The sequence below is a fragment of the Chelativorans sp. genome (genome assembly GCF_031180965.1).
Classification (GTDB): domain Bacteria; phylum Pseudomonadota; class Alphaproteobacteria; order Rhizobiales; family Rhizobiaceae; genus Chelativorans.
The window spans coordinates 101,079-116,704 of record NZ_JAPSLH010000006.1 but is presented as its reverse complement, the minus strand read 5'-3'; the positions used below and the strand labels follow the sequence as shown (position 1 = coordinate 116,704).

Annotated in this window: 17 protein-coding genes; 8 read left to right on the top strand and 9 right to left on the bottom strand. The window is 67.2% G+C overall.

Going from position 1 to position 15,626, the window contains the following annotated elements; all coding sequences use genetic code 11:
- Nucleotides 1-52: 52 nt before the first annotated feature.
- The 5 genes from RIN79_RS06805 (at nucleotide 53) to RIN79_RS06785 (ending at nucleotide 2,859) form a co-directional block, all read left to right on the top strand.
- On the top strand, nucleotides 53-874 hold the full coding sequence (locus RIN79_RS06805; RefSeq protein ID WP_309083970.1) for a 3-keto-5-aminohexanoate cleavage protein: 822 nt from the start codon (nucleotides 53-55) through the stop codon (nucleotides 872-874).
- Between the two features lie 53 nt (nucleotides 875-927).
- Nucleotides 928-1,722: a 3-oxoadipate enol-lactonase gene (pcaD, locus tag RIN79_RS06800; RefSeq protein ID WP_309083882.1), complete on the top strand. Its 795-nt coding sequence runs from the start codon at nucleotides 928-930 to the stop codon at nucleotides 1,720-1,722.
- A 31-nt stretch (nucleotides 1,723-1,753) separates the two neighbouring features.
- Nucleotides 1,754-2,089, top strand: coding sequence for a TIGR01244 family sulfur transferase (locus RIN79_RS06795; protein WP_309083881.1), 336 nt, complete (start codon nucleotides 1,754-1,756; stop codon nucleotides 2,087-2,089).
- A 110-nt stretch (nucleotides 2,090-2,199) separates the two neighbouring features.
- Nucleotides 2,200-2,454, top strand: a complete 255-nt coding sequence (locus RIN79_RS06790) for a type II toxin-antitoxin system prevent-host-death family antitoxin (RefSeq protein WP_309083880.1) — start codon at nucleotides 2,200-2,202, stop codon at nucleotides 2,452-2,454.
- Nucleotides 2,455-2,859 (top strand): type II toxin-antitoxin system VapC family toxin, encoded by a 405-nt coding sequence (locus RIN79_RS06785; protein ID WP_309083879.1) that lies wholly within the window; start codon nucleotides 2,455-2,457, stop codon nucleotides 2,857-2,859.
- Nucleotides 2,860-2,865: 6 nt separating this feature from the next.
- Here RIN79_RS06785 and tdh read toward each other — a convergent pair whose 3' ends face one another.
- The 3 genes from tdh to RIN79_RS06770 are packed head-to-tail and all read right to left on the bottom strand — an operon-like array spanning nucleotide 2,866 to nucleotide 6,340.
- Nucleotides 2,866-3,900: an L-threonine 3-dehydrogenase gene (gene tdh, locus RIN79_RS06780; protein WP_309083878.1), complete on the bottom strand. Its 1,035-nt coding sequence runs from the start codon at nucleotides 3,898-3,900 to the stop codon at nucleotides 2,866-2,868.
- Between the two features lie 54 nt (nucleotides 3,901-3,954).
- On the bottom strand, nucleotides 3,955-5,142 hold the full coding sequence (locus tag RIN79_RS06775) for a glycine C-acetyltransferase (protein WP_309083877.1): 1,188 nt from the start codon (nucleotides 5,140-5,142) through the stop codon (nucleotides 3,955-3,957).
- 7 nt (nucleotides 5,143-5,149) lie between these two features.
- Nucleotides 5,150-6,340 (bottom strand): acyl-CoA dehydrogenase, encoded by a 1,191-nt coding sequence (locus RIN79_RS06770; protein WP_309083969.1) that lies wholly within the window; start codon nucleotides 6,338-6,340, stop codon nucleotides 5,150-5,152.
- A gap of 119 nt (nucleotides 6,341-6,459) precedes the next feature.
- On the opposite strand from RIN79_RS06770, the gene mutL reads away from it, so the two are divergent.
- The 3 genes from mutL to RIN79_RS06755 all read left to right on the top strand — a co-directional run bounded on the left by mutL (nucleotide 6,460) and on the right by RIN79_RS06755 (nucleotide 9,944).
- Entirely contained in the window at nucleotides 6,460-8,322 is a 1,863-nt protein-coding gene (gene mutL, locus RIN79_RS06765; protein WP_309083876.1) for a DNA mismatch repair endonuclease MutL, read from the top strand.
- A gap of 67 nt (nucleotides 8,323-8,389) precedes the next feature.
- On the top strand, nucleotides 8,390-8,617 hold the full coding sequence (locus tag RIN79_RS06760; RefSeq protein ID WP_309083875.1) for a DUF2093 domain-containing protein: 228 nt from the start codon (nucleotides 8,390-8,392) through the stop codon (nucleotides 8,615-8,617).
- A gap of 160 nt (nucleotides 8,618-8,777) precedes the next feature.
- On the top strand, nucleotides 8,778-9,944 hold the full coding sequence (locus RIN79_RS06755) for a GGDEF domain-containing protein (RefSeq protein ID WP_309083874.1): 1,167 nt from the start codon (nucleotides 8,778-8,780) through the stop codon (nucleotides 9,942-9,944).
- Here RIN79_RS06755 and lpxK read toward each other — a convergent pair.
- The 6 genes from lpxK to RIN79_RS06725 form a co-directional block, all read right to left on the bottom strand.
- Nucleotides 9,932-10,981, bottom strand: a complete 1,050-nt coding sequence (gene lpxK / locus RIN79_RS06750; protein ID WP_309083873.1) for a tetraacyldisaccharide 4'-kinase — start codon at nucleotides 10,979-10,981, stop codon at nucleotides 9,932-9,934. The two genes, RIN79_RS06755 and lpxK, sit on opposite strands and share 13 nt — an antisense overlap.
- Nucleotides 10,978-12,300: a lipid IV(A) 3-deoxy-D-manno-octulosonic acid transferase gene (gene waaA, locus RIN79_RS06745; RefSeq protein WP_309083872.1), complete on the bottom strand. Its 1,323-nt coding sequence runs from the start codon at nucleotides 12,298-12,300 to the stop codon at nucleotides 10,978-10,980. The genes lpxK and waaA overlap by 4 nt, the downstream gene beginning before the upstream one ends.
- Nucleotides 12,297-13,100 (bottom strand): lysophospholipid acyltransferase family protein, encoded by an 804-nt coding sequence (locus tag RIN79_RS06740; protein WP_309083871.1) that lies wholly within the window; start codon nucleotides 13,098-13,100, stop codon nucleotides 12,297-12,299. The genes waaA and RIN79_RS06740 overlap by 4 nt, the downstream gene beginning before the upstream one ends.
- Nucleotides 13,101-13,103: 3 nt before the next feature.
- On the bottom strand, nucleotides 13,104-13,352 hold the full coding sequence (locus tag RIN79_RS06735) for a DUF4170 domain-containing protein (protein ID WP_309083870.1): 249 nt from the start codon (nucleotides 13,350-13,352) through the stop codon (nucleotides 13,104-13,106).
- A gap of 114 nt (nucleotides 13,353-13,466) precedes the next feature.
- On the bottom strand, nucleotides 13,467-14,270 hold the full coding sequence (locus RIN79_RS06730) for a 3'(2'),5'-bisphosphate nucleotidase CysQ (protein ID WP_309083869.1): 804 nt from the start codon (nucleotides 14,268-14,270) through the stop codon (nucleotides 13,467-13,469).
- Nucleotides 14,257-15,591 carry a TldD/PmbA family protein gene (locus tag RIN79_RS06725; protein WP_309083868.1) on the bottom strand — a complete coding sequence of 445 codons (1,335 nt, stop codon included), beginning with the start codon at nucleotides 15,589-15,591 and terminating at the stop codon, nucleotides 14,257-14,259. The genes RIN79_RS06730 and RIN79_RS06725 overlap by 14 nt, the downstream gene beginning before the upstream one ends.
- Nucleotides 15,592-15,626: the final 35 nt, after the last annotated feature.

Genomic DNA, 15,626 nt, shown 5'->3' with positions numbered 1-15,626 from the left:
GCAACAACTGCAACACTTGGAGGAAAGCGGCGTGCCCGAGCCTGACACCGATATGGCCGTGGCGATCGCGGTGGCACCCAATGGAGGCCGGCGCACCAGGGCGGACCACCCGGCCCTGCCGCAAACGGCGGGAGAGCTGGCGCGCACCGCCGCCGCCTGCCTCGATGCTGGTGCCGCCATGGTCCATATGCATGTGCGCGGTCCCGACGGTCGGCACATCCTCGAGGCCGAGGCGTATCGGGATGCGATTCGCGCCGTGCGTCACGAGGTGGGCGACCGGCTCGTCATCCAGATCACCACCGAGGCCGTCGGGCTCTACAGGCCGCAGGAGCAGATGGAGGTCGTGCGCGAGGTAAGGCCCGAAGCCGCTTCGCTGGCGCTGCGCGAACTCGTCCCCGACGCCTCCCATGAGGCCGATTTCGCCCGGTTCCTCGCCTTCATGGCGCGTGAGAAGATCGTGCCGCAGATCATCCTCTATCACCCGGACGAGGCCCGGCAGCTCGACGATATGCGGATGCGCGGCCTCCTGCCCTTGGAGGACATACCAGTGCTCTACGTGCTCGGCCGTTACACGGAGGGCCAGCGCTCCGCGCCCGCCGACCTCCTGCCCTTTATTGGGCCGGATATGCCGCGCTTTGGCCACTTCATGGTCTGCGCCTTCGGCCGGCGCGAGGCGGCCTGCGTGACGGCCGCCGCCCTCCTCGGCGGGCATATGCGCACCGGCTTCGAGAACAATCTCTTTCTCCCCGACGGACGGCTTGCCCCGGACAATGCCGCACTGGTGGCGACGGTGGCCGGCGCCCTCCATGGGCTCAGCATCCCCACGGCCGATGCCGACCGCCTGCGCGCCGACTGGTCTGTTGCCACGAATTGACGCCGGGCGCAGTTTTCCCATAGAGACTCCGGCAGAAACGGAGGCGGCGAGGCATGGCGTTTGCGCGTGTGAACGGAGTCGTTCTGCACCATGATCTGCGCGGTCCGGCTGAGCGCCCCGTCCTCGTCTTCATCAATTCCCTCGGCACGGATTTCCGTATCTGGAACGAGGTGGCCGGCGACCTGCAGCAGGATTTCCGCCTCGTCCTCTATGACAAGCGCGGCCACGGGCTCTCCGAGGCGACGCCGCCGCCCTATGCGATGACGGACCATGTTGGGGATCTTGCCGCGCTGCTTGATCATCTTGGGACTGCGAGCGCGATCATTGTCGGCCTCTCCGTTGGAGGCGTCGTCGCCCAGGGCCTCGCAGCGCTGCGTCCCGATCTCGTACGTGCGCTTGTCCTCTGCGGCACGGCACCGAAAATCGGCAATGACGAACTCTGGAACGCCCGCATAAAGGCGGTTACTGAGGACGGCATCGCGTCCATCGCCGATGGAATCATGCAGCGCTGGTTCACGCCCGCCTATCGCACGCCGGACAACCCCGACTATGTCGGCTATCTGGCCATGCTCACGCGCACCAGCCGGGAGGGCTATGCTGGCACCTGCGCCGCGCTGCGTGAAGCGGACCTGACGGAATCGACGCGGGCTCTGAAGCTTCCTGCGCTTTGCCTCGTTGGCGACCAGGACGGCTCTACACCGCCCGACCTTGTGCGCGAACTTGCATCGCTGATCGAGGGCGCGCGCTTTAAAATCATCGAGGATGCGGGGCACCTGCCCTGCATCGAGCAGCCGGAACGGACGGCCGAACTCATCCGCGCCTTCCTCCGCGAGGAATTACAAGCCTGAGCGCTGATCGGCTCCCCGAAAGGAAACGCAAATGGACATCCGCAAGATCAACGAAGACTTCGCCGTCACCGGCCAGATCGCCCCGCAACAGGTGGCGGAGATTGCAGGCGCCGGCTTCAAGAGCCTCATCTGCAATCGCCCGGACAGCGAAGAAGGCGCGGTGCGTCATGACATGGTGGAGGAGGCCGCGCGGGCGGCGGGGCTTGAGTTCCGCTTTATTCCCGTCGTCTCGGGCGCCATCACGGAAGAGAATGTGCGGGACATGGCCCAAGTGCTCGAGGAGCTGCCCAGGCCCGTCCTCGCCTATTGCCGCAGCGGCACGCGCTGCCTCAACCTCTACGGCCTCGTGCAGCAGATGAAGGCCTGAGTGGCCTCTGGATCTCCACCGGAGCTTGCCCTATCGACCGCGGCGCATTGACGATTTTCAGCCGGGCCACTACCTTTTAGATAGGTCATCTGACCGGCTTTGGAGGCCATATGAAGACCGTCTCTCTTAAGGAGGCCGAGGCCAACTTCTCTTCCCTCGTGGGCGATGCCGAGCGGGGTGAGACCATTTGCATCACACGCCACGGCAAGACCATCGCGCGGCTGACGCCGGAGGTGGACGAAGAAGGCAGGAGGCGCCGTGGGGCTGAAGCCGTGCTACGCCTTCAGGAATGGCGCAAGGCGCTGCCCAAGACGGACGTCACGGCCGAGGAAATCCTTAAGTGGCGTGACGAAGGCCGCAAATAGTTGCCGATCGTCGTCGACTCCTGGATCGCCGCCCGCTGGTGCCTTCCGGATGAAAGCTCGGCTATAGCCGATCTCACCCTCGGATTGCTTCGCGACACAGAGTTGCTGGTTCCGCGTCTTTACTGGTTCGAAATCTGCAACGTCCTTCTTGTCGGCGAGCGCCGCAAGCGCATCAATCTTGATCAGGTTCAGAGAGGCCTGGTTCAGATCGATTCACTGCCGACCATCGTGGATGATGTCTGCGGCGAAGAACTGCTGATGATGCTCGCACGTAAGCATGGTCTGACGGCAGATGACGCCGCCTATCTCGAGGTGGCCTCCAGGCGCGGCCTGCCCCTCGCCACGCTCGACAGGAAGCTTGCGCGCGCCGCGGAAGCCGAATCCGTGCCTCTCATCAGCGCCTGAGCCTGCTCACCAATCCATCACGACCTTGCCAGCCTGGCCGCTGCGCATGGCGTCGAACCCGGCACGGAAATCGTCCGCGTCGATGCGGTGCGTGATCAGCCCTGACACGTCGAGCGGCCCCTGGACGAGCGCGATCATCTTGTACCAGGTCTCGAACATCTCGCGTCCGTAGATGCCCTTCAGATGCAGCATCTTGAAGATGACCTTGTTCCAGTCGATCTCGAAACCGGTCGGCGCGATCCCCAGAATGGCGATCTTGCCGCCATTGTTCATCGCATCGATCATGTCGCGGAAAGCAGAAGCCGAGCCCGACATTTCGAGGCCGATGTCGAAACCTTCCGTCATGCCGAGCTGGCGCATCACGTCCGCGAGCTTCTCCTCCCGGGCATTCACTGTATGCCGGACGCCGAGCTTTCTCGCCAGCGCCAGCCGGCCCGGATTGATGTCCGTGATCACCACTTTGCGCGCGCCGACGCATTGCGCCACCAGCGCGCCCATGATGCCGATGGGACCCGCCCCCGTCACCAGGACGTCCTCGCCCACGAGATCGAACGAAAGCGCGGTGTGGACGGCGTTGCCGAGCGGATCGAAGATGGCGGCGATCTCGTCGGGCACGTCATCCGGGATGGCAACAACATTGTGCTGCGGGAGTGCGATATACTCGGCAAAGGCCCCGGGCCGGTGCACGCCGACGCCCAGCGTGTTGCGGCACAGATGGCCGCGCCCCGCGCGGCAGTTGCGGCAGTGGCCGCAGACGATGTGACCCTCGCCCGACACGCGCTGCCCGACCCGGTATTCGCTCACCGCCGCGCCGAGATCGGCCACCTCGCCGACGAACTCGTGGCCGGTGATGAGGGGCACCGGAACCGTCTTCCGCGCCCACTCGTCCCAGTTCCAGATATGCACGTCCGTGCCGCAGATCGCCGCCTTCTTGACCCTGATCAGCACGTCGTTTGGGCCGATTTCGGGCAGCGGCACACGCTCCATCCAGAGGCCTTCTTCCGGCTTCGCCTTCACCAGCGCCTTCATCATGTTGGACATGTCTCTTCTCCGACTGTCGGGCGAGGTAGGGCACAAGCTAAGGAGCAGATTGCGTCAGGATACCAATCCCAACTCCCGCCCGACGGCTCCAAACGCTTCCACCGCGCGGTCGATATCCTCCGGCGAATGGGCGGCCGACATCTGCGTGCGGATGCGCGCTTCTCCCTTGGGCACGACGGGGAAGGAGAAGCCGACGAGATAGATGCCGTGGTCGAGCAGCCGGTCGGCCATGGCCCCCGCCAACGCGGCATCGCCGATCATCACGGGGATGATCGGGTGGTCCCTCCCCGCGAGGGTGAAGCCCAGCTTCGTCATCTTCTGGCGGAATTGCCGGGCATTGTCATAGAGCCTCCGGCGCAAATCATCACCCTCTTCGACGATGTCGAACACCTTTAGCGAAGCCGCCGCGATCACTGGCGCCAGCGTGTTGGAGAAAAGATAGGGCCGCGAGCGCTGGCGCAGCCATTCCACCACTTCCTTCCTGCCGCTGGTATAGCCGCCGGAGGCGCCGCCCAGCGCCTTTCCGAGCGTGCCCGTCACGATGTCGACCCGCCCCTCGACGCCGCAATGCTCCGGCGTGCCGCGGCCATGCGCGCCGACGAAGCCCACCGCGTGGCTGTCGTCCACCATCACCATCGCGTCATACCGTTCCGCAAGGTCGCAGATGGCCGCCAGATTGGCGATGATGCCGTCCATCGAGAAGACGCCATCGGTGGCGATGAGACGGAAGCGCGCGTCCTGCGCCTCCTTCAGCCGCGCCTCCAGCTCGCCCATATCATTGTTGGCGTAGCGCAGCCGGCGGGCCTTGCAGAGCCTTACGCCGTCGATGATGGAGGCATGGTTCAGCGCGTCGGAGATGACGGCATCCTCCGGCCCGAGCAGCGTCTCGAACAGACCGGTATTGGCGTCGAAGCAGGAGGAATAGAGGATCGTGTCCTCCATGCCCAGGAACCCCGAAATGCGCGCCTCCAGCGCCTTGTGCTCCTCCTGCGTGCCGCAGATGAAGCGCACCGAGGCCATGCCGTAGCCATAGCGGTCGAGCGCCTTCTTGGCCGCCTCGCGCAGCTCTTCATTGTCGGCCAGGCCGAGGTAGTTGTTGGCGCAGAAGTTGAGCACCTCCCGCCCGCCGCTCTCGATCCTGGCGGACTGCATGGACGTGATGACGCGCTCGCTCTTATAGAGCCCGGATGTCTTCAGCCCCTCGAGCTCGGCGGAAAGATGCTTTCGGAAGGAAGCGGTCATCTGCCTCTCAGAAAAACGCCTGCAGCCCCGTCTGGGCCCGTCCAAGGATCAGCGCGTGCACGTCATGCGTGCCCTCATAGGTGTTGACGGTCTCCAGGTTCTGGGCATGGCGCATCACATGATACTCGATCTGGATGCCGTTGCCGCCATGCATGTCGCGCGCAGCCCGGGCGATCTCCAGCGCCTTGCCGCAATTGTTGCGCTTCACCAGGCTGATCACCTCCGGCGCCAGTCTGCCCTCGTCCATCAGCCGGCCGACGCGAAGGGAGGCTTGCAGCCCCAGCGCGATCTCCGTCTGCATGTCGGCGAGCTTCTTCTGGAAGAGCTGCGTTTGGGCGAGTGGCTTGCCGAACTGCTTGCGCTCCAGCCCGTAATTGCGGGCCCGGTGCCAGCAATCCTCCGCCGCGCCCATCGCCCCCCATGAGATGCCGTAGCGGGCCCGGTTGAGGCAGCCGAACGGGCCTTTGAGGCCGGAGACGTTGGGCAACAGCGCGTCCTCGGAAACCTCCACGCCATCCATCACGATCTCGCCCGTGACAGATGCGCGCAGGCTGAGCTTGCCGCCGATCTTCGGAGCGGAGAGGCCCTTCATCCCCTTCTCCAGCACGAAGCCGCGGATCTGGTTGTCGTGAGCGGCCGACTTCGCCCAGACGACGAAGACGTCGGCGATCGGCGCATTGGAAATCCACATCTTGGTGCCGACCAGCCGGTAGCCGCCGTCGATCTTCTCCGCCCGCGTCTTCATGGAGCCGGGGTCGGACCCCGCATCGGGCTCCGTCAGGCCGAAGCAGCCGATGAATTCTCCGGAGGCAAGCTTGGGCAGGTATTTTCTCCTCTGCTCCTCCGAGCCATAGGCATGGATCGGATACATCACCAGCGAGGACTGCACGCTCATCATCGAGCGGTAGCCAGAATCCACCCGCTCCACCTCGCGCGCCACCAGCCCGTAGGAGACATAGCCCGCGCCCGCGCCGCCATATTCTTCGGGAATCGTGACGCCGAGCAGACCGGCCGCCCCCATCTCGCGGAAGATCTCCGGGTCGGTCTCCTCGTTCATATAGGCGTGCTCGATGCGGGCGCTGAGCTTGTCGGCGGCAAATCCCGCCGCCGCGTCGCGGATCATCCGCTCCTCCTCGGAAAGCTGCTCCTCCAGGAGAAACGGATCGTGCCAGGTAAAGCTCGCCCGCGGATTTTCCATGTTCATGCCTAGCCTTTTTCTGCAACGCTGTGGGAAAGGGTTCCGCGGCCACGCAAGCATATGTGGCCCGCCGGCGCAACATGCTTCGCAGGCCCCCCGAATCCCCCTATGATCGGGCCATGCCCATACAGCAGCTGTCCGAGAACGTCATCAACCAGATTGCCGCCGGCGAGGTGGTCGAGCGGCCGGCCAGCGTCGTCAAGGAGCTCGTTGAGAATGCGCTCGACGCCGGCGCCTCGCGCATCGAGGTGGCAACGGCGGGCGGCGGCCTCGGCCTGATCCGCGTCATCGACGACGGCTGCGGGATCCCCGGCGCCGAACTGCCGCTCGCCGTGGCGCGGCACTGCACGTCCAAGCTCTCCGGCGACATCCATGACATCCGCACGCTGGGCTTCCGCGGCGAGGCGCTGCCCTCGATCGGCTCGGTGGCGCGGCTTTGCCTGCGCTCGCGCACAGCGGACGGGGATGGCGGCGCGGAAATTCGCGTGGATGGTGGCCGCGTCGGAGCGGTGAGGCCGGTCGCCGCCAATCGCGGCACGACGGTCGAGGTGCGCGACCTCTTCTTCGCCACCCCGGCTCGGCTCAAATTCATGAAGGGCGAGCGGGCGGAGGCGGCGGCGATTACCGACGTCGTCAAGCGCATCGCGCTCGCCTTCCCCGCCGTGCGCTTCACGCTTTCGGGCACGGACCGCAATCTGGCGGAATTTCCCGCCGTCCCCGCCGACGGGGACGGGCTGCTCAGGCGGCTTGCGCAGGTGATGGGCCGCGAGTTTCCGGAAAACGCCCTGCCGATCGAGGCGGAGCGGAACGGCGTCGCTCTCTCCGGCTACGTTTCGATCCCCTCCTTCACGCGCGGCAACGCCCTCAACCAGTTTGCCTATGTGAACGGCCGCCCGGTGCGCGACAAGCTGGTCGCGAGCGCCGTGCGCGGCGCCTATATGGACGTTTTGCCGCGCGACCGGCACGCGGTGACGGCGCTTTTCCTGTCGCTCGATCCGGCGCTGGTCGACGTCAATGTGCATCCGGCCAAGGCGGATGTGCGCTTCCGCGATCCGGGCCTCGTGCGCGGCCTCATCGTCGGCGCCATCAGGCAGGCGCTGGAGAAGGCCGGCATGCGCGCGGCGACGACCGGGGCCGCCGCGATGATCGACGCGTTCCGCGCGCCGCAGAGCGGATCCTTCGGCAGTGGCGCAAACGGGTTCGGCGGCGGCAGCCGGCATTTCGACGCGGAGCCGCGTGGCGGGTGGAACACGGAAAGCTCGCCGAGCCGGCCGCTCGAACCTGCCTTCGCCGTGGCGGCGCCGGCCGGCTTTTCCGACGGGCCGCAGGCGAGCTTCGACATAGGCCCAGCGCTCAGCGCCGACGCGCGGGCAACTGTCGCGGAGCCCGCCGGGTTGACCCAGCGGCCGCTCGGCGCGGCGCGCGCGCAGGTGCACGAGAACTATATCGTCGCGCAGACGGAGGATTCCCTGATCATCGTCGACCAGCATGCCGCCCATGAGCGGCTCGTCTACGAGGCGCTGAAACAGGCGATCCATTCCCGTCCTCTTCCCTCGCAGATGCTCCTCATGCCGGAGATCGTCGACCTGCCGGAGGAGGATGCCGACCGGCTCGCCGCCCATGCGGAGTTTCTCGGCCGCCTCGGCCTTGGCCTGGAGCGCTTCGGCCCGGGCGCCGTTTGCGTGCGCGAAACCCCTTCCATGCTGGGCGAGGTGGATGCCGCGGCGCTGGTGCGCGACCTTGCAGACGAGATCGCCGAGAGCGACAGCGCCGACGGCCTCAAGGAGCGCGTCGACCGCATCGCGGCCACCATGGCCTGCCACGGCTCAGTCCGCTCGGGCCGCCGGCTGAAGCCCGAGGAGATGAACGCCCTCCTCAGGCAGATGGAAGCCACCCCCGGCTCCGGCACGTGCAATCACGGCCGGCCGACCTATATCGAGCTCAAGCTTGCCGATATCGAAAGGCTGTTCGGCCGCCGCTGAGGACCGTCCGGACTTGACGGATCGGAAGAAGTGTGGCGCATCACGGTCGAGGAAAGGCAGTTCCCGCATGAACCGTTTCGAGGGCCCCGGCGCCCGTGAGGCACGCATCCGCTATCTCGACGGCGATTTCCAGGTCCTGACGCCGGGCGCCTTCGTGCGCTGCGCCGTCACCGGCGAAACCATCCCGCTCGAGGAGCTGAAATATTGGAGCGTGGCGCGCCAGGAGCCCTACCTCAATGCCGAGATCTCGCTACAGCGCGAGCTGGAGCTCGATCCGCACCTGCGGCGGCGCTGACGGCAAGGGGGCTCCGCCTCTCCTCCGCTCAACCCTTGTTAAGCCTGCCTGCAACTCGGCCTGGCCACGCGCGCCTGTAAACGTTACTGGAACCGGATATGTGCGAGGCTTGTAGCTCGAAGGCCCGGACCGCCTCCGGCCTGCTCTTGCGAGACAGCGCATGAAGTTCGTTCCGCCGGTCCTGTTCCTTCTCTTCGGCTTCGCTCTCGCCGGCCTTTGGGCGCTGGAGCGCAAGCTCCGCTTCGCCCTCACCCTCGCCGCCGGATTCGGCACCCTGTCGCTCGCCATGTTCAGCCAGTTCGGCGGATGGCCGCCGGATATCGGCCGCAACGCGGTGATCTCCGGCACGCTCTACGTGCTCGGCGCCCTTCTCGTCGGCGAAGGCATCCTGCAGCGCTCCGGGCGGCGATTCCCGTCCGTCGTGGCGGTGGCTTATATCGTCGCGGTGGCCGGCGGGCTGTGGTACTTCTTCTATGTCGACCGCAGCCTCATCGCGCGCATCTACATCCTTAATTTCGGCATGGCTCTGGTGCTCTTGCATGCCTGCTGGCTGGCGCGGCATCTGACCGCCGGCACCCGCACCGACAAGGCGCTCTTCTACCTTCTCTTGATCTGCGGCCTGCACTTCCTGCCCCGCACCTTGATCAGCATCAGATCGGCGGTCGGCGTCACCACGCCGGAGCAGTTCGGCCAGACCGAGTTCTGGCAGTCGCTGATGCTGACCACCACCCTTCTCGGCGCCGCCGCCGGCCTGTGCCTGCTCGGCATCCTCGTGGTGGACGTCGTCTCGAAGCTGCGGCAGGAGCGCGACCTCGACCCGCTGACGGGCGTTCTCAACCGCCGCGGGCTCGACCGTTACACCAAGAGGGGCGAGGAACCGTCGCCGGGCCTGATCCGCGTGGCCGCCATTTGCGACCTCGACAAGTTCAAGGCGATCAATGACAGCTTCGGACATGACATCGGGGATGCAGTCCTCACGCAGTTCGCCGAGATCATCCGGCAGAACATGCGCAGCGGCGACGTCCTCGCGCGCACCGGCGGCGAGGAATTCGCGTTGGTGCTGGAGGACATCACCGAGGAACAAGCCCTCGCGCTCGCCGAACGGGTGCGCAGCGCCGTCGAGGCGGCAAATTTCCCCGGCCTTGGCAGAGGTCGCGTCACCTGCAGCTTCGGTCTTGCGCGTATCCTGCCGGGGGAGGCATTCTGGGCGAGCCTCAAACGCGCCGACAAGGCGCTCTACGAAGCCAAGGGCGCGGGCCGGAACCGGATCCGCGCCGAATGGCAGCGGGGCGCTGTCGGGGCGCAGGCGTCCGCTCACCGGCCGTAAGGCTGACTGTTCCCTTCCAGCATGCGCTCCCGCCAGACCTTCATCGTCTCGCGGATGATCGCGGTGGGGGCGCTTTGCTGCTCGAACACGGCTTCCACGGGCAGCACCAGAACCGACCGGGCAAACTCCCGCAGCGCCTCCGGCCCGTCGACAAGGCGCACCATGTCCTTCTCCGTCGTCACGACAGAAAGGCCCTTGGCGGCGGCCTCCGACTTGAGCTCGGCGATGTCCTCCTCGCCGAAGGGATAGTGGTCCGGAAAGGAGCGCGTCTCCGCCACCTCGACGCCGAGCTTGCGCAGCGTGTCGTAGAACTTCTGCGGGTTGCCGATGCCGGCAAAGGCCAGCACGCGCGCCCCCTTCAGGAGACTGGCGTCGCGCGCCGGGAGCCGCGCGGGGGAGACCGGCCCCCCCGCGCGCGAGGCGCTGCGCACGACGATGTCGGCGCCCGGCCCCTCGCCCATGGCGACCACGCCATCGGCATGGCGCATCTGGTCGGTGACCGGCGCGCGCAGCGGCCCTGCCGGGATCACATGCCCGTTGCCGAGGCCGCGCGCGGCGTCCACCACGATGAGCGCATAGTCCATGTGGACGCGCGCGCTCTGGAAGCCGTCGTCCATGATGATCAGCTCGCAACCCTCTTGGATGAGCCGGCGCGCGCCTGCCGCGCGGTTGCGCGCCACCACGGTCGGCGCATGCCGGGCAAGAAGCAGCGGCTCGTCGCCCACCGCTCGCGCCGTATCCGTCAGGGTGACGAGATGCGGCGCGATCAAAGTGCCGCCATAGCCGCGCGTCAGGAACCCGGCGCGGATTTTCTGGCGCCCCGCCTCCGCCGCCAGCGCTATGGCGAGCGGCGTTTTCCCCTCGCCGCCGACGGTCAGGTTGCCGATACAGAGCACGGCGGCCGGCACTTTCTCGCGCCGGGCGATCTTCATGCGTGTGCTTGCGGCAAAGCCGTAGGCGGCGGACAAGGGCCAGAGGGCCCAGGCTCGCCAATCCGGCCTTTCCCACCAGAAGGGCGGCGCCTCGCTCGCCGTCACGGGTTGGCGCCTTCGCCGCGGCGCAGGCGGCTCTCGACGATCAGCGGGTGGATGAAGGGCTCCAGCGCCGCCAGCGTGCGCTCGAGCGCGCCCGACATCTCCAGCACCGTCCGCTCGCCCGCGGCGATCATGGCCTTGCGCATCTCGTCATTCTTGAGGAGGAAGTTCACCGCCCCCGCAAGCATCTGCGCGTCGCGCACCAGCTTGGCCGCGCCGCTCTCGGTCAGGCGGCGATAGGCGTCGCGGAAATTCTGTATATTGGTCCCCGCCAGGATCGCCGTGCCCAGCATCGCCGGCTCCAGCGGGTTCTGGCCGCCCTCGCCTACCAGCGAACGGCCGACAAAGGCGATCTCCGTCAGCCGCAGGTAGAGGCCCATCTCACCGATCGTGTCGCCCAAAAGGATGTCCGTGTCGGCGGTGATCGGATCCTCGGCGCTCCTGGCGGCGACCTTCAGCCCGCGCGCGGCGAACTCCTCCTTGAGCGCGGCGGCGCGCTCGGGGTGGCGAGGCACGATGATCGTCAGCAGATCGGGATGGCGCTTGCGCACCATGCAATGCACATCGGCCGCGATTTTCTCTTCGCCGGGATGGGTGGAAAGCGCCGCCCAGGTCTTGCGGCTTCCGATCGCCCGCTGCAGCCCGGCGAGCGCCGCCGGATCGGCGGGCGGAAGGTCCGTGTCCACCTTGAGGTTTCCCGACACGGTCACCGGGCGCGCGCCAAGCTGGCGGAAGCGTTCCCCATCGAGCTCGGACTGCGCCACCACATGCGCCAGGTTCTCGAACAGCGCTTCGGCCACGGAAGGCCGGCGCTGCCAGCGCGCGAAGGAGCGGTCGGACATGCGTCCGTTGACCAGCACCTGGGGCACGCGGCGGATGCCCAGCTCCAGGATGGTCATCGGCCAGATCTCCGATTCCGCCATGATGGCGAGATCCGGCTGCCAATGGTCGAGGAAGCGGCTCACCGCCGGCTTCAGGTCGAGCGGCACATACTGGTGGATGATCCGGTCGCCGAGCCGCTCCTCCGCCACCGTGGCGGAGGTGACGGTCCCCGTCGTCAGCACCACGTTGATGCCGTTCGCCAGGAAATGTTCGATCATGCCGATGACGGCCATGGTCTCGCCCACACTCGCGGCATGCACCCAGACCAGCGGCCCCTCGGGACGCGGCCTGCTCGCCTTGCCGTAGCGCTCATGCCGGCGCGCGCGGTCTTCCTTGCCCTTGCTCACGCGGAAGGCGACATAGCCGCCGACGAACGGGAAGGCGGCGGCCCCCGCAAAGCGGTAGGTGGCTAGCATGGCACGGGCCCAGCGTTCGCTCATCGCTCGCCGTCACGATCCGGTTTTCGGTCGACCAGCCGGTAGGCTTCTCCGGTGGCCCGGTTCAGCGCGTCGGTCACCTCGCGCCGCTTGCGCTCCATCTCCTCCTCGTCGGCCTCGGCGGCCACATAGATGGGCTCGCCCACAACGACGGCGCTGCGCCCGAAGGGCAGGTTTATCGTCGTCTTGTCCCAGCTGCGCTCCAGCACCTTGCGGCGGCTGGTGGCTATCGCCACCGGAATGACCGGGCGGCCGGAAAGCTTGGCGAGGGTCACCACGCCGAGGCCGGCCTCGCGCGGCGTGCCATGCGGGATGTCGGCGATCATCGCCACGTTGCAGCCCGCGTCGATCGTGCGCTTCAACTGGATGAGCGCGGCGGCGCCGCCCTTGCTCTTGTTCTTCGTCCCTTCCCGCCCGCCCGAACCGCGCACCGTCTCGAACCCGAGCTTTTCCGCCACCAGCGCGTTGAGCTCGGCGTCGGCGCTCCTCGAGAAAAGCGCCACGAACCGCTCCCGCCTCGGCTTGAGGGCCGGGGCAAGCAGATGTTGGCCGTGCCAGAAAGCGGCAATGGCGGGCGTGTACTCGGCGATTGCTTTTTCCACGTCGTCGGAGCCCTCGGCCCGGGGATTTGTACGCTCGACGAGGCGGATGGCCGCGGCCATCACCCGTGCGAGCGCGTGCTTCACCAGGCGCGAGCGCGCCAGCGGCTTGCGGATGCGCCGCCAGATCTCCTTCATCGGCCGCTTGCGGCCGCGGCGTCCCTCCCTCATCGCGATCGACGATACGGCCGCATCATCCCGCATCACTCAATTCCGGGTGCCGCCCGAGTCCGGATCGAGCAGCCGATGGAGATGGACGATGAAATAGCGCATATGCGCATTGTCCACGGTCTGTTGCGCCTTTGCCCGCCAGGCCGCCTCGGCGGACTTGTAGTCGGGATAGATGCCGACGATGTCCAGTGCATCGAGATCGCGGAATTCGACACTGTTCAGCGACTTCAATTCGCCGCCGAAGACAAGATGAAGAAGCTGCTTTTTGCCCGGTTGGTCAGCCATCGGTCTCGTCCGCCTTGTCTTGGAGGTTGCGGCACCGCTTCGCGAAGCGGTCGCCTGATCTAGATGAATTCCCCTGCCTTGAAAACCACTTCTCGCCCTTGCGGCCGGCGCCCGTCACCCGGCGATATCGGCGATCACGCCGGCCATGATCTCCAATAGCCGACCGCTGCCCGCCGCGAGCGGCCCGCGCCGGGGATCAGGCCCGGCATAATGCGGCCGCCGCATCGTCCCGTCGACGATCTGCCCGCCTGCCTCCGAAAGGATGATGTCCGCAGCCGCCAGGTCCCAATCATGGGAAGCGGGCTTTATGAAGGTGGCGTCCAGCGCGCCGCTCGCCACCAGCGCGATCCGGTAGGCAAGGGAGGGCACGTAGGCGTAGGGCGCGACGCGTGCATGGACGTCCGCGGGCAGTCCCTTCAGCATGTTCTTCGGGCCGGCGAGGGAAAGCTGGCGCCCGGCCTGCCGGACGCCGATCGCCTCGCCGTTGCGCCGCGCGCCGCCGCCAAGATGCGCGGTGAAGACCGCGCCGCTCGCCGGGCAGTCGAGCACGCCGGCCACAGCCCGGCCGTCCTCGACCACGGCGATGCTCACGCACCACTGCCTTTGCCCGTTGATGAAGGCGCGTGTGCCGTCGATGGGATCGACAACGAAGGTGCGGCGGGCGGCGAGCCGCTCCTTGTTGTCGGCCGTTTCCTCGGACAGCCAGCCATAGTCCGGCCGTTCCTCGAGCAGCGCCTTCTGCAGGAACCGGTCCACCTCCAGATCGGCCTGGCTCACCGGCGACTTGCCCTCCTTCCACCAGACCTCCGGATCGCGGCGGAAGTGCGCCATGGCGATCCGGCCGGCCTCGCGGGCCGCCTCGGCGATCAGCGACAGCTCTTCCTCGGCGGCGTATGCGGCGCCCTCACTCCCCGGCAATCGTCATCCCCTCGATGAGAAGCGTCGGAGCGGCAGTGCCGTAGTTGCGGTCAAGGTCATTGGCCGGCACCAGGCGCAGGAACATCTCCTTCAGATTGGAGGCGATGGTGATCTCGGAAACCGGATAGGCGATGGCGCCGTTCTCGATCCAGAAGCCGGAGGCCCCGCGGCTATAGTCGCCGGTGATCAAGTCCACGCCGTGCCCGAAGAGCTCCGTCACATAGAAGCCGCTCTTGATCGAGGCGATCATGTCTTCCGGCGAGCTCTCGCCCGGCTCGATGGCGAAATTGGTCGAGGATGGATTGACGGAGGAGGCGGCGCGCACGCCCCGTCCATTGGTCGGCAGGCCGAGTTCGTGCCCGGCGGAGGTGGAGAGGAACCAGCATTTGAGCACGCCCTTCTCCACCGGGACGAGGCGCTCCCCCGCTACACCCTCGCCGTCAAAGGGGCGGGAGTTCTGTCCGCGTCGGCGGAAGGGATCGTCGGTCACGGTGATCGCCGCCGAGGCCACCTGCTTTCCCATCATGTCGCGCAGGAAGGTCGTCTTGCGCGCGACGGCGGCGCCGTTGATCGCCGCCGCGATGTGGCCGGCGATGCCGCGCGCCACGCGCGGATCGTAGACGGCGGGGAAGACGCCGGTCTTCACCCGCCGCGGATTGAGGCGTTTTACCGCGCGCTCGCCGGCCGTGCGGCCGATCTTCTCCGGGCTGTCGAGATCGGCGTAGTGCAGGCGCGTGGAATAGTCGTAGTCGCGCTCCATCTTCGTGCCCTCGCCGGCGATCACGCTGACCGAGCGGGAGAAGCGGGTGGTCGAATACTGCCCGACGAAGCCGTGCGAGGTCGCGAGCACCAGCCCGCCCGAACCAACGCCGGCGCCCGCGCCGGCCGAATTCGTCACGCCGGGAACGGCGAGCGCAGCCTCCTCCGCCGCAAGCGCATCCTCCTTCAGCCGCTCGGCCGAGACCTCGGCGCTGTCGACCAGGTCGAGATCGGCGATCTCGCGCGCAAGCCGGTCGGGATCGGCCAGGCCCTGATGCGGGTCCTCGGGCGAGACCTTGGCCATCGCGACCGCCCGCTCGGCGAGGCTCGCCGGATCGGAGCTCATGCTCGCCGAGACGCTGGCGACGCGGCGCCCTACGAATACGCGCAGCGACATGTGGTCGCCTTCCGACGACTCGGTCCCCTCCACCTTGCCGAGACGCACCGAGACGCCGCGGGAATGCCCGCGCATCACCACCGCGTCGGCGGCGTCCGCTCCGGCCTTCTTGGCGGCCTCGACCAGGGCCGTCACGCGCTCGAGCAGGTTCTTTTCGTCGGACATGGTCACTCCGCTTCTGGTCGGTTCGGCCGCCGGCG

What these genes read in the sequence shown, in the direction of transcription:
- mutL (WP_309083876.1), top strand. Translation starts at nt 6,460, where the DNA reads ATGCCCATACAGCAGCTGTCCGAGAACGTCATCAACCAGATTGCCGCC.
- waaA (WP_309083872.1), bottom strand. Translation starts at nt 12,300, where the DNA reads ATGAGCGAACGCTGGGCCCGTGCCATGCTAGCCACCTACCGCTTTGCG.
- RIN79_RS06735 (WP_309083870.1), bottom strand. Translation starts at nt 13,352, where the DNA reads ATGGCTGACCAACCGGGCAAAAAGCAGCTTCTTCATCTTGTCTTCGGC.
- RIN79_RS06740 (WP_309083871.1), bottom strand. Translation starts at nt 13,100, where the DNA reads ATGCGGGATGATGCGGCCGTATCGTCGATCGCGATGAGGGAGGGACGC.
- RIN79_RS06760 (WP_309083875.1), top strand. Translation starts at nt 8,390, where the DNA reads ATGAACCGTTTCGAGGGCCCCGGCGCCCGTGAGGCACGCATCCGCTAT.
- RIN79_RS06795 (WP_309083881.1), top strand. Translation starts at nt 1,754, where the DNA reads ATGGACATCCGCAAGATCAACGAAGACTTCGCCGTCACCGGCCAGATC.
- RIN79_RS06770 (WP_309083969.1), bottom strand. Translation starts at nt 6,340, where the DNA reads ATGGAAAATCCGCGGGCGAGCTTTACCTGGCACGATCCGTTTCTCCTG.
- pcaD (WP_309083882.1), top strand. Translation starts at nt 928, where the DNA reads ATGGCGTTTGCGCGTGTGAACGGAGTCGTTCTGCACCATGATCTGCGC.
- tdh (WP_309083878.1), bottom strand. Translation starts at nt 3,900, where the DNA reads ATGTCCAACATGATGAAGGCGCTGGTGAAGGCGAAGCCGGAAGAAGGC.
- RIN79_RS06805 (WP_309083970.1), top strand. Translation starts at nt 53, where the DNA reads ATGGCCGTGGCGATCGCGGTGGCACCCAATGGAGGCCGGCGCACCAGG.
- RIN79_RS06790 (WP_309083880.1), top strand. Translation starts at nt 2,200, where the DNA reads ATGAAGACCGTCTCTCTTAAGGAGGCCGAGGCCAACTTCTCTTCCCTC.
- RIN79_RS06725 (WP_309083868.1), bottom strand. Translation starts at nt 15,591, where the DNA reads ATGTCCGACGAAAAGAACCTGCTCGAGCGCGTGACGGCCCTGGTCGAG.
- RIN79_RS06775 (WP_309083877.1), bottom strand. Translation starts at nt 5,142, where the DNA reads ATGACCGCTTCCTTCCGAAAGCATCTTTCCGCCGAGCTCGAGGGGCTG.
- RIN79_RS06755 (WP_309083874.1), top strand. Translation starts at nt 8,778, where the DNA reads ATGAAGTTCGTTCCGCCGGTCCTGTTCCTTCTCTTCGGCTTCGCTCTC.